At 34.0% G+C, this 11,469-nt stretch carries 22 protein-coding genes and 1 pseudogene; 1 reads left to right on the forward strand and 22 read right to left on the reverse strand.

Annotated features, from left to right (window positions below; translation table 11 throughout):
* The first annotated feature begins 416 nt into the window (after positions 1 to 416).
* Complete coding sequence (tnpA, locus tag OCV57_RS14430; protein ID WP_394804289.1) at positions 417 to 611, forward strand: IS66 family insertion sequence element accessory protein TnpA; 195 nt, start codon at positions 417 to 419, stop codon at positions 609 to 611.
* A 56-nt stretch (positions 612 to 667) separates the two neighbouring features.
* Here the strand turns inward: tnpA and OCV57_RS13830 are convergent, their stop codons facing one another.
* The 22 genes and pseudogenes from OCV57_RS13830 to OCV57_RS13930 form a co-directional block, all read right to left on the reverse strand.
* Positions 668 to 1,549, reverse strand: coding sequence for a DUF5104 domain-containing protein (locus tag OCV57_RS13830; RefSeq protein ID WP_267302027.1), 882 nt, complete (start codon positions 1,547 to 1,549; stop codon positions 668 to 670).
* Positions 1,550 to 1,551: 2 nt separating this feature from the next.
* The gene (locus OCV57_RS13835) at positions 1,552 to 2,220 is read right to left on the reverse strand and encodes a DUF4474 domain-containing protein (RefSeq protein ID WP_267302028.1); all 669 of its coding nucleotides are present in this window, start codon (positions 2,218 to 2,220) and stop codon (positions 1,552 to 1,554) included.
* Between the two features lie 259 nt (positions 2,221 to 2,479).
* On the reverse strand, positions 2,480 to 2,635 hold the full coding sequence (locus tag OCV57_RS13840) for a hypothetical protein (protein WP_317245464.1): 156 nt from the start codon (positions 2,633 to 2,635) through the stop codon (positions 2,480 to 2,482).
* A gap of 32 nt (positions 2,636 to 2,667) precedes the next feature.
* On the reverse strand, positions 2,668 to 3,120 hold the full coding sequence (locus OCV57_RS13845) for a hypothetical protein (protein ID WP_267302030.1): 453 nt from the start codon (positions 3,118 to 3,120) through the stop codon (positions 2,668 to 2,670).
* A gap of 14 nt (positions 3,121 to 3,134) precedes the next feature.
* Complete coding sequence (locus tag OCV57_RS13850) at positions 3,135 to 3,863, reverse strand: hypothetical protein (protein ID WP_267302031.1); 729 nt, start codon at positions 3,861 to 3,863, stop codon at positions 3,135 to 3,137.
* Positions 3,864 to 3,946: 83 nt separating this feature from the next.
* On the reverse strand, positions 3,947 to 4,390 hold the full coding sequence (locus tag OCV57_RS13855; RefSeq protein ID WP_267302033.1) for a hypothetical protein: 444 nt from the start codon (positions 4,388 to 4,390) through the stop codon (positions 3,947 to 3,949).
* Positions 4,391 to 4,437: 47 nt separating this feature from the next.
* The gene (locus OCV57_RS13860; RefSeq protein ID WP_267302034.1) at positions 4,438 to 4,992 is read right to left on the reverse strand and encodes a hypothetical protein; all 555 of its coding nucleotides are present in this window, start codon (positions 4,990 to 4,992) and stop codon (positions 4,438 to 4,440) included.
* A 5-nt stretch (positions 4,993 to 4,997) separates the two neighbouring features.
* On the reverse strand, positions 4,998 to 5,444 hold the full coding sequence (locus OCV57_RS13865; RefSeq protein WP_267302035.1) for a hypothetical protein: 447 nt from the start codon (positions 5,442 to 5,444) through the stop codon (positions 4,998 to 5,000).
* 3 nt (positions 5,445 to 5,447) lie between these two features.
* The gene (locus OCV57_RS13870) at positions 5,448 to 5,825 is read right to left on the reverse strand and encodes a hypothetical protein (RefSeq protein WP_267302036.1); all 378 of its coding nucleotides are present in this window, start codon (positions 5,823 to 5,825) and stop codon (positions 5,448 to 5,450) included.
* Between the two features lie 150 nt (positions 5,826 to 5,975).
* Positions 5,976 to 6,503: a DUF1851 domain-containing protein gene (locus OCV57_RS13875; RefSeq protein ID WP_117893150.1), complete on the reverse strand. Its 528-nt coding sequence runs from the start codon at positions 6,501 to 6,503 to the stop codon at positions 5,976 to 5,978.
* Positions 6,504 to 6,524: 21 nt separating this feature from the next.
* Complete coding sequence (locus OCV57_RS13880) at positions 6,525 to 7,100, reverse strand: polymorphic toxin-type HINT domain-containing protein (protein WP_394804290.1); 576 nt, start codon at positions 7,098 to 7,100, stop codon at positions 6,525 to 6,527.
* On the reverse strand, positions 7,100 to 7,747 hold the full coding sequence (locus tag OCV57_RS13885; RefSeq protein WP_181987051.1) for a DUF2625 family protein: 648 nt from the start codon (positions 7,745 to 7,747) through the stop codon (positions 7,100 to 7,102). Before OCV57_RS13885 ends, OCV57_RS13880 begins: the two co-directional genes overlap by 1 nt.
* A 15-nt stretch (positions 7,748 to 7,762) precedes the next feature.
* Entirely contained in the window at positions 7,763 to 8,104 is a 342-nt protein-coding gene (locus OCV57_RS14435) for a NucA/NucB deoxyribonuclease domain-containing protein (RefSeq protein ID WP_394804291.1), read from the reverse strand.
* A 129-nt stretch (positions 8,105 to 8,233) separates the two neighbouring features.
* A pseudogene (locus tag OCV57_RS13890) lies at positions 8,234 to 8,408 on the reverse strand (polymorphic toxin-type HINT domain-containing protein); the annotation flags it as partial.
* Between the two features lie 4 nt (positions 8,409 to 8,412).
* Positions 8,413 to 8,622, reverse strand: coding sequence for a hypothetical protein (locus OCV57_RS13895; RefSeq protein ID WP_195221496.1), 210 nt, complete (start codon positions 8,620 to 8,622; stop codon positions 8,413 to 8,415).
* Between the two features lie 74 nt (positions 8,623 to 8,696).
* Entirely contained in the window at positions 8,697 to 9,116 is a 420-nt protein-coding gene (locus OCV57_RS13900; RefSeq protein WP_195221495.1) for a hypothetical protein, read from the reverse strand.
* Complete coding sequence (locus OCV57_RS13905) at positions 9,113 to 9,364, reverse strand: DNA/RNA non-specific endonuclease (protein WP_267302038.1); 252 nt, start codon at positions 9,362 to 9,364, stop codon at positions 9,113 to 9,115. The genes OCV57_RS13900 and OCV57_RS13905 overlap by 4 nt, the downstream gene beginning before the upstream one ends.
* A 145-nt stretch (positions 9,365 to 9,509) precedes the next feature.
* Positions 9,510 to 9,647, reverse strand: a complete 138-nt coding sequence (locus OCV57_RS13910; protein WP_267302039.1) for a hypothetical protein — start codon at positions 9,645 to 9,647, stop codon at positions 9,510 to 9,512.
* 28 nt (positions 9,648 to 9,675) lie between these two features.
* Complete coding sequence (locus tag OCV57_RS13915; RefSeq protein WP_265290885.1) at positions 9,676 to 9,936, reverse strand: hypothetical protein; 261 nt, start codon at positions 9,934 to 9,936, stop codon at positions 9,676 to 9,678.
* Between the two features lie 105 nt (positions 9,937 to 10,041).
* The gene (locus OCV57_RS13920; protein WP_267302041.1) at positions 10,042 to 10,425 is read right to left on the reverse strand and encodes an Imm1 family immunity protein; all 384 of its coding nucleotides are present in this window, start codon (positions 10,423 to 10,425) and stop codon (positions 10,042 to 10,044) included.
* A 328-nt stretch (positions 10,426 to 10,753) separates the two neighbouring features.
* The gene (locus tag OCV57_RS13925) at positions 10,754 to 11,014 is read right to left on the reverse strand and encodes a hypothetical protein (RefSeq protein ID WP_265290883.1); all 261 of its coding nucleotides are present in this window, start codon (positions 11,012 to 11,014) and stop codon (positions 10,754 to 10,756) included.
* Positions 11,015 to 11,048: 34 nt separating this feature from the next.
* On the reverse strand, positions 11,049 to 11,375 hold the full coding sequence (locus OCV57_RS13930; RefSeq protein WP_267302043.1) for a CbrC family protein: 327 nt from the start codon (positions 11,373 to 11,375) through the stop codon (positions 11,049 to 11,051).
* Positions 11,376 to 11,469 lie beyond the last annotated feature (94 nt).

Genomic DNA, 11,469 nt, shown 5'->3' on the forward strand with positions numbered 1-11,469 from the left:
CAAGGATATTGCATGAACTTTATTTTTGTATTTATTATACAGCTTTTCAAAAGCCTTTTTATCTTTTTCATCATCGATCAATGCCATACACACGCCAAGCATTTCATCACATCCTATATACTTTATAATGTATCAAGTATAACATTATTTATGTATAAATTCAAGGGGGATGTTTTGTAGAAGTAAAATCTTGTTGATTGTGAAATGTTTGTTAACATCAACACAGAAGTTGAAATAGCCAAATATCATCTATCATTGACGTTGTGAATTTGAATGTAGCCGTCAAACCCTCCGCATCTACCCCACCGATGACTAAAGAAGTATAATAAACTTCAAGCAACTCCATAGAGTAAATTACCCAATCTCAAAAAGTCTATAGAGCTGCTTAGACCAAATTAGATGTGGAGATAAAGATAATGAAAACAACGATCGCAACGGTAAAGAACGAATTTCGCCTGACCGAATGGTCAGCCCAGATCCAGGCACAGAAAAGTAGCGGACTTACAGTGCATAAATGGTGTGAAGAAAACGGTGTCAATGTTAAGACCGTATACTTGAATTTTGTTCCGATTATTTCGCTTCTCATTTGTTATTTAATTCCTTGCCTTTAGATTCGTATCTAAAATATGTAATAGAACATTATTGATACTTATTAAGACGCATTTGACTAATCTGGAAAATAAATTCCCATTTCATCTTGGTTAAAATCGTATCGTGATATGCTTTCTTCATCTTCAGTTGTACTGTCAAATACTCGAATAGATGATATTTTATCTGTCTGTTTATTATCAAAATGCAGACAAATAAAAGCATCGAAACGCCTTAGTTGAATGCAAATAGTATCATTGACCTCCCATGCGGCTAACAAATTAGAATATGAAGGAGTATATCGTTCTATAAATATATCCATATTCTTCACAGCTTCCGGATCCTCCAGAAACTCATTGGAAAATATAGTTTCAAGCTCTTCTCGGTCTTTATTATGCATCGCCCCGAAAAATGTGTTTAAAATATCAGACTCGGTTTCACATCCGGGGTAATATATTCCGGCAAGCAGATCTCCGCCGCCTGCTCCTCTCTGATCTTCCTCACATTCTTCAAAAATCAAGCTGTATACGCCTTGGGCAGACGGATCAGTTTCCTGCTGTACCCACTCAGTCCATGTTAACGAATAGCATTTTTCAGTAGTCTTAATTACACAGATCGACCATACACATTTTGCCTGCAAATCAGAAAAAGATTCTGATGACTGATTTTCATAAACTATCTCTAAATTGTCACCCTCAAATATATTAAATATGTATTTGATACCTTCATCAATATCAGGCTGTAATTTCAAAGTCTGCTCTGAAAAAACGCTTTTAAAAAGTTCAGCATCGTTGGTCTCCAAGGCTTGTATCAGAACATCCGAAGTATTTTTCGTTGAGGTTTGATCGATAATTAATTTATCATCATTTTCTATTGAACTTTGGCTATCGTTTAATATAGTACAGCCTGTAGAACTCGCCACCAGTAAAAAAAGCAAAACGGATAGTATAAGTTTTTTCATAATTAATCACCCCAATCTAATGTTACAGTTAAGTCCTCATCGTCCCATATCCATTCATCATATGCGTCCCTTTTCTCATTATAATTCGCTTTTTTAAGCGCCTCATAAAAAAGCTCACCTTTTTCACCGCCATAACTTGAAAAATCAATTGTTGTTACAGCCTTGAGATCCTCAGCTTTAACATTCTGAACCAACGGATCAAATCCCGTTATCCACCATTGTAATTCATCTGGTTCATTTTTATACAGCTGCTCATCATCACTGAAGATTCCATCCCCATTAGAATCATGATATAATTCAAGAGTCATATCAACAGAATATTCTCTGTTAACTTCGGCATAAAGATATGAGTATTCACCATTTTCCATAATATAATTTCCATACTCATCAATTTCTCCATCTTTCACCTGATAAATACCTGTTTCAGCGCCTGCTCCAAGGTTCATATAGTCGCCCTTCCATGACCATATTATAAATTCTTCTCCTTCATCTTTGGATTTATCACCGTCAAGATCTACCCAAAAAATCTGAGATTGATGAACATCTACGGTTATTTCACCGCCCGAAGCTTTATTAACCGCAGCTCGGAAAACATCGTCATAGCCTGTGGTATAATGTGCATATTGCTGCAAACAATCAGGTCTCATATGATAGATACCATCATCATCCATATCTGCACCCAACGTCAAGGAGAAAAATCCTGTTGTCATATCTGCAACAACATTCAATCCAGGAATATATGAAGACAAAAATCGGATGCTTTCTCACAAATACTGCAGCGATTGTTCCTACCTCCGCAATTTTCTTTATCAGCCAGACACCACCTATCTGATAGAATATTCCAACTGCAAAGGTTACGAAATTCCTGAATCCTTCACTATGAATTAATTTACCTATAAAATTAAAAAAATCAAAATCTATAATTTTATTTCATAAATCTTTACACCATTCACAAGCTGAATCAATCCACTCTTTAGCTTTTTCCAACCAGCTCTTTTCGCATTCCGGTTTTAAGTATTCATACTTATCGTAAAAATCATCTTTGCTCTTATTAATAACATCAGCGACATCGCCATCGATACGCACAACATATTCCGATTATTTTATTGCCAAATGTTCTATTTTTTATTAATATAAATTATTTTATCAGGATCAACATTTTTCAAAAGATATTCTGACATTATTTCAAATCCGTCCATAAGAGTTTCAACAGCAAAATGCTCAGAGTTCACATAAATTATAATTTTTTCATTAACCCCTAATCTAGTATTATTAATTATCCATTTTATCTTTGTTATTTCTGAAACATCCACACTATATTTGAATCCCAAAATCTTCCTAACGGTTATTTTGCTGCCACTTACTACAATTTTTAATTTTCTTATCCACAATAATGAAAAAGCTATTGGAATAAAAACGAATAATATTGTTGAAATATACATAGGGAAATGCGGAGGATTACCAAAAATCGTATACATTACGTTTAAAACAATGAAAAAAGCAGTTATAAAAACTTCACCTTTATAAATCTCTGACGGCATCTTCACAGTAAATTTCGATTTTGATTTCATTGATCAGACCTCCTTCATTTCTTATTAATTTTGTGACAACTCTCTCCATTCGTCATACCATTCCTTAATCCCATCAAAAAACCACTTGCTATATTTTCCAATGTACCTTCAGAAAGTCCTGAAATTACACCATTTCTAATTGTTTTATAATGAAATTTTTTAATACTTCCCTGTTTTAATTTTGTTATTACCATTTTAAATGAAGCATCATAGCTATTTATGCCTGAAAGTCTTTTGAACACCGGAATTTTTTTCGAAAGAGTTTTTGAAAGCTTTCCAGTAATTTTACTTAAAGCAACACTAAAAAAAGCCGCTGTTCCTGTGCTTAAACCAGTATCAAATAATATTTCAAAAGTCGATCGTTTTTGTCCCCCAGTAATATTTTCAAGATTTTCGCCAAAAAACGTTGATATTGCCGCCTCTGCTGAACAAGCAGCAATTGGATTAGTAAGCAATAATAAAACACCGCCAGCAAAACCACCTATCGCTGATCCAATATATGATTGCCAGTTACCATCCCAATCGCCTGTTATCGCACATGAAATAGTATCACTAATTAATTGACCTGAAATGCCTACGATTGCTCCAACTACACCAACAGCAATTACTGGAATTGCCGTTCCAAATGTTGAAATACTCAATATAACAATACCGACAACAATGACAATAGTCACAAACGCACTAACTATTGACTGCCAATTTTCCTTGCACCACTCACAAGCGTTATCTACTTTTTCTTCCAACCAGCTTTTCTCAATATCCGGCTTTAAGTACTCATATTCCTCATAAAAGTCATTTTGCTTTAATTGATAGCATCAGCCGCATTTTAGTCAATAGTCACAACATCAGAAATGTATTCATTAATATTTTCTTTCAATGACTCAAGTGATTCAATTTTGTCCTCTTGGGTCTGCGTTGATGATTTTATCGAGCTGATACCATCATCAACGTCGTATATGCTTTCATCTATGGAAAGCACTTTTGATTTCAGTGATTTCAAATCAGCATTATCATTAATAAATAAAGGGTGATAATATTTTACGACATATTCAGGATCATTTTTTATTATTGATGTGATGTTATTTTTTATTGCTTTGCAATAATCATTTCCTAATTTATAGTATATAGCATTAACAAGGTGCAAAACCATTTTCAATAGTGCCATATGTTTTCTAAGTTCAATTATCTGTTTGCTTTTTATGTGTTTAGTGGTTCGCATCTTCTCATAGTTTAAACCTTGATACAATATTTCAAATAATAAATATTCCATCTCATTTCACCTTAATTGTTTTTTTCCAAAAATTCATCTGATACGCTCTAATTATATGGAAATGATAAATGAGAAACTTGTTTTACTCTACATCCTAATGCCGTTAGAGTGCGGAGTAATATCAACACGTTTTCTTTGTAATCCTTGCTACATTCAAACCAATAATCTGCCCCTTGGTCCACAGAAGCAAAATAGGCTATTAATATTCCTTCTTTAATATATTTTTGAGGCTGACTAATGATAGATGTTGCTAAAAAATCCGTCCAATTAACCTTATTATCAAAATAATATATCATTGACTCGCACGCACAATCAAAATGATTTATATTTATTTTCGCATCGCTTAATCTCAAAAAAATATTAAATGGGTCATTAATGATTTCTGATTTTTCTAAGATTACCTTTGTATCAACTATTTGAGAAAGATGTTCTTCCGGCAATCTGTAACCATGAAAAAATATCTTTTTTCCTTTAGAAAAATCATATAAAAACTCGTTTAATACCTTGGCAGCAGAAATATTTTCATTAATGTCCGAAGCCCAAAAAACAATTGAATCTTTATCTATTCTATATTTTACAAATACTTCATTATTGTATCTCATAATGACTAATCCTCACTAAGAAAATAATTTGATATGACACGAGATATACTCGAATCAATTATTGGAGATAAAGGAACATGAGCTTTACTTCCAAACAAAGAAGAAAAATGATAATGTAAATATCTTGACACGTCAAATTCAATTCTAAATGACTTAGAATTATAACTTGAAAAATTTATTGAAATACCCTTAGGATTTGTTGTCGTATAAGATGTTATTTTACCATAATTAGCATTAGAAGTTTTGCCAATTCTAAATAACTCTTTTGCTTTTGAAAGCCAGGAAGAATTTTTTAATAGTGAACCAAAGGCTTTAGAAAAGCCATAGCTAGCCCCTGCAAATGCAGCTCCAAATGCACCAGAAAAAGCAGCATTGAAAAATACCTCGCCTAACGAAATATCTTCATCTTTAATTAATATATCTCCTAAATCGCTAATTAGCGAGGAACCCAAGCCCTATGCTGCACCAATAAGCATAGTTTTGCCAAGTCCTAAAGCGGCTTTTCCTCCGGCAGACAACCCAAATCCCATTCCTCCTGAAATAATTCCTGCAATAGCTCCTGAAAACGCTCCGTTTTCAAAGCCATCCCAAAACGAACCTCCTGTAACAGCAGAAATAATACCGCCGAAAAGACCTCCTATGCCTGTGCCGAACAATGCGCCTAATGCCATAGCACCCAATATACCACCGACACCGGTGGCTACTAAAATCGCAGCCGCAATAACTATTACTATTGTTATAGCAGCTTTCCAATGCTCCTTGCACCACTCGCCGACTTTTTTGCAGCCGTCCTTGAATTTCTCCCAACGGCTTTTTTCACATTCGGGCTTCATGTAGTAGTACTCGTCGTAAAAATCGTCTTTGCTCTCAATAATAGTCAGAGTTTATACAGTTGTATTTTACTACAACTCCTAATAGTATCTAAAAGCTGTGAAACTTTTTCTTGGTTGCTTGGCAATTTTACACCTACGTAAGTATATTGGTTAAAGATTCATTAATGGCATCATTATTTCCCAATATACTTCCATATCAGATATTTCAAGATTTTCCACCACATCTTTTCCATTTAGGAATAGCGGTACTTTGTAACCTGCGCACTTGTTATGCGGTAAAATATAATTGTTATTTGCCTTACGCCACTTTTCATAATACTCTGAAGCTAAGCATACCAAATGATTAGTGGGAATTTCTTTATTGTGAAAGTCATAAAAGTTAAAATCAGTATCAAAGGCTTCACCTGTTCCTGGCTCAAACATCAGTACTGTATCCGTCTCATTATAAATTGCAAAACTCCGTCCTAGCCAATCATAGCCAAAAACCATTATTTTTCCCATTGCTGGCGGAAATGTTTTACCTATTATTTCATTCCATTTTTCTCTATCTTCTAGATTATGGATTCTGTATAGCCCATTTAAGAATGATTTACCATTATAAACCTCTAAAAACTCTCTTTCGCTTTTAATATCCAATTTTTCATTATTCTTAATGAATTCGTTAAAATTTTCGTACATGAATTAACACTCCTCAATAATTTATTGTCGATTGACCATTGTAAATTTCCTTATTATTGTACCGTAATCAAAATCTTTAATCAAATAGCCTATTTGTTTGCCAAGACTCCTATTTACACTTTTATCCAAAGGCTTTCCATTAACTTTTACATCAGGATTTTCGCCAAGTTGTAAATCTATTGTGTGATCAATATCTTTGCCAGCTGGTATCGAATCTTTTCCAAATGCCTTCTTATATTCTACAGACGGAGAATCATTTCTTTCAACCTTAGTTTTTACAGTATCAGCATCCGATAAAGCTTTACATTTTGCATCGGCTTCTGCTCGTTGCTCTGGTGTCCAATCCTCTTTATATGATAGCTCAGCATCATATGTACCGTCATCATTTTTTATCAACTTGCAATTTGCATTATGAACCCAAACTCCATTTTCGCCAACATGATAAGTATGGAAATCTTCTATCTGAAAATTATACACCTTTACTGGTTTATCTGTCAACTCAACATCAAAATTTTCAACTAAAAGAACATTTCCGTTTACATCAAGAAGTTCATCACCAACTATTAGTTCAGAAATTAATCTCCAATTAAGATCTATTAATCGCCAATGCCAAACTTTTCTCTATATTCCATGTTTGTAGCAAACAACTCGTCAAATGGCACTATTGATTTTGACGCAGTTTCAATGTTAACTTCTTCGGACCAAAGAAACGGATATATCAAAATGGATTTATCAAATTCCACATTCTTTGCAGATTCTCTCCAATTTGTCCACCTCATTGAACTATAAAATTCATCTATATTCCCCTGAGCGAGCCAGGCAATAAATTCAGAGTATCTTAACTCAAGGTCTTCCCAATCCAAAGTATCAGGAGCAAAATACCACACATCGCCTATGCCCTCATCAAATTTGCCTGAATTGATCGCAAATATACCGCCCACAACATCAGTGGCAACGATAAGCATTTGTTTGACCCTCTCAGGTGTACCGTTTTTAGACAGCAAATTTATTTTAGATATGCCTACCCTATCAGATGTATCACCGCCATAAAGTCTTATCCAATCATCAAATACAACTCCTGATGTGTTCAGTATGACAGCACCCATAGCAGACGCAGAAGTTACTCTAAGCATATCACATATTTTAGCACTGTCTGACCCAGCACCATTAAATATCGTTACCTCTGTCTGTGACGTTTCAAACATTTCCTTGATCTCTAACCACAATTTATTATTTTCCTGCATTTTCATTAACCTCCATTAATCAACAATTATTATTTCAAATGTAGCCCCATCGGGGAGACCCCTTAGTTTATGCCCAATAAAAGAACCTGAACCTCTATTATCGGATCTTTTGATTGCACGAACATGAGCCCCTTTGCCTCCTTCTTTACACATTGCAAAAGGATACTCATCCAAATCCTTACCTGGAACTTTGCTAATTCCCTTTAGTGACGCTTTTCTATTAGACTTTGCTCCACTTCTATTTATTGTAAGTTCCCTCGGCTGTCCATTTTTTATTGCATCCTCAATGTGTTTTGCAGACTCTGGATACTTTTCTCTTGATAATGTAATTTTGTAATCTGCGTTATGTACAAGTATTCTAAACTCACCAACATGATAAGTATGAAAATCTTCTACCTGAAAATTCTACACCGTTGGAAACTTTGAGTTATCTGCGTAACTAATATCTAATCACTGTTACATAATTCCCACATATCCATGCTTTGATAAAGCCTCGATTATTCACATAGAACGGGTGGTCAACAGTTGTAACGATTTCTTCACCGTTCACAGTGAGATGAACAAGCGTTGTTACCTCTCTTATGTAGGTTTCAAGAACAGTTTTCGGAGAAGTTTCCATTGTTTCAGGGTCTGTTGAAATGACTTTATCGACCGCAACAATTACTCTACTTTAACCTTTTTATATACTCATCTATCCCCATAACAAGCACCTCTTGCAACATTTCTAAATAACTTTTTTCTCCGTCACTTTTTTTGATCATGGCATCAAACACTTGTTTTAATTTGCCATCGATCATAACAGTGATGCCAGTTACCTTTTCGCCAGTATCTGTGTTTTCAAATTCTTCTGCCATAATACGCATTTTATTATCCATTATGCACTCTCCTGCAAGACTAAACGTTTCCTGTAACTTGCCGTATAAAAAGACTATTTGCGAGTTAGAATTGATTATTTACCATATTTTTCTTTAATTTCTTCATACCAACTCATCAATTCCGACACAGGTGATATCCCACTCTTGGTATAGTTATCATAACGGTAGGATGCATCGAATTTATGAGTAGCAACATCAAACTCCAACTTATATTCATTAGGACCTTTACATTGATACATATCGCACAATTCAACCAGTTTGTCAATATCTTTTATTCCGACCGATAAAAACTCGTCAGAGGCCTCATCATCGGCAAAATTACCAGCAGGTATAACACTATTTCCTTTAACAAAAATAGCATTGAACATTTTCTGCGATGTATCTTGATAAATATAGATATATATTTTATCAACACTTCCGTTGGTATATTCCATACATAGCGAAACAAATTCTGACTGTAAATCAGTGAATGCGTCTTCAAAACCTTTGATCATAATTTCCTCCTTGATTGTGTATAGTGTCTTATAATTTTATAACTTACACCAAAAGCAAATGGTCGTGATGAACCATTTTCGTATGTAAGCTTAACGTCTACATCAGTAACTTTTTTACCACTCTTTAATGCCTTCGACCACTCTCTTTCCATACTTCGATAATTATCTGTATTTTTTACTGCTCTATTTGAATCACTTCTCTGCGAAACGACGTTATCTAAGTCTGGAGAACCTCCATCTTCATTCATACATGAAGTACAGTTTTTATTATGCTCCCAAACCGCACGATCACCAACAAAGTAAATATGATGATCCTCAGCTTTGAAGTTATAAACCTTAAATAGTCAACGCAGCATATTGCTTAATTTGTCATGTATGAAAATTTTCCTGTGTTTAATCATAGTAATGTTGTTTGTAAAAAATAGCGTTCTCCACTTGTCCATCAGGGCAGAACAGCCTCATACCAAGCTTTACACTTGAATAACCGTCCTCATCTTGAATCATATCATCTGTTATCTTTGCAAATTCCATTAAGGTCTTTTCAAGATCAGTGCTTAATTCAATTTTTTTTGTTATCATAAATCAATATAATCAATTCATCAGTATATATAGGAAAAATCTCAACTGCTTCAAAAACTTCGTTTTTATCACTAAGAAGATAAAAAAAGTTATAATCATCTATAAATCCATCAGAAGACGGATAACCATAATTATTTGTTGAAATTGGCTCTCCTAACATTTTGGTTAATTCATTTCGTGTCATTCCAAAGACACATTTTCCTACCGAAATGTACGGTTCAACTTTAATCTCTATACTCATTTTGTCTTGCCCTCCTTTAACATATCAAAAGCATCTTGGATTTTGCCTGCTTTAATTAATTTTCTTTGTTTCGTACGATATTCTCTACCTAAAAATTATAAACCTTTAATTTTCAGCCCACTCAATATTATCCGGCATTTCACATTTATAAAAAAACTTTTTGGCTGCCTCGAAAGCTTTATTTACTGAGATAATTGAATCTCTGCTGATTTCAATTTCTTCCTCAGGTGTATTAGTATAAAAAATACAATATTCATTGGTCTGACCGGTTTGGCGACCAACTGACTGAAAACCGAGTGACTCCTCGTCTGGAAAATAGGTGAGATTCGCCATTTCTTTGTTTACCAATATCACTAAGCAAGGATTATCTTGAGTATCATTAGTGATCCAAAACTCGTTGACATCATCGCCATACCTTTTTTGTAATATTTCCGAAAATTCAGAAATATTATTTGCATATTCAGTTCCACCAAAATGTTTTATTTTCATTTGATTGTCTTATTTTCTCCTTATTTGATTTTCTTAACAGTGCCATTCCCAATATTTCCTTATAATTTTCATTAGGTTCTGTTAAAGTCCAAACACTTTTGCATTTTGTGCCTTATAAGAAAATTTTTATGTCCATACTCACATACTTATTAATGGAATGCTTTTTACAAAGTTTCTTTATTTTTATTAGTTCGGCAATATTTTTTTAGATAATAAAAATCAGAAATATTATCAAAACCATTAACTTCAGCAAGCAAGTCACAAACACATGAGATTTTTTTCTAACAATGCCTCTCTGTCCATTTCTTCCTCTACCTGCTCCGCAGTTTCAGCATATGAGCCTAGCAAGGTCCGTTATCCGGTCGTGCTCGTAAATAACAGTCGCTATCCCGCTCTTATTCAGCTCCGAATCAATAGACAGTATCACCTTGATACCCTGCTCATCAACATAATCACACTCATATAAATAATTACCCTCCAACACTATCTTCTTGATTTCAGACAGTGACATATCCCTATATTTTCTTACGATTTTTGCTATAGCTGCATTAAAATCATTTTTTGCAGCCTTTATTCCTATAAGTCCCATAATCTTCTCCTTTTTAATCTACAAAATGATATCATCAATAATCTTGACATAAAACCACTTTATTCCCACATTTTGAACATTTAAAAACAAATGCAGCAGTTTCATATCCTAAATCTGCCCAAAGTGCTTCGTAACTTTCAACATTATTCTTTAGTTCATCAATCAAAAGTTCTTTTAGTAAAGACAATCCATCACCGTTTGTAGAATTTTTGATAAAATCTTCCCTTTCCCACTCACCTATATATGTCATATAATCATCACAGCAAACAGGCCAATCGTTATTTTGAATCCAAGGTACAGGTGGACAAAAACTCAATTCAGTTACTTTTTCATTTTGTTTTTTTACAACTCTGTCTGCTATATAGCTATGATATTGTCAATATCCCTTGACACATTTTCTACCCAAAATGCAAAATAAGTATGGAATCAGCTCTCCGAAATGGAACAAATATCCA

Origin of the sequence: Hominimerdicola aceti, from assembly GCF_025567495.1 — a bacterium.
GTDB classification, from domain to species: Bacteria; Bacillota; Clostridia; order Oscillospirales; family Ruminococcaceae; genus Hominimerdicola; species Hominimerdicola aceti.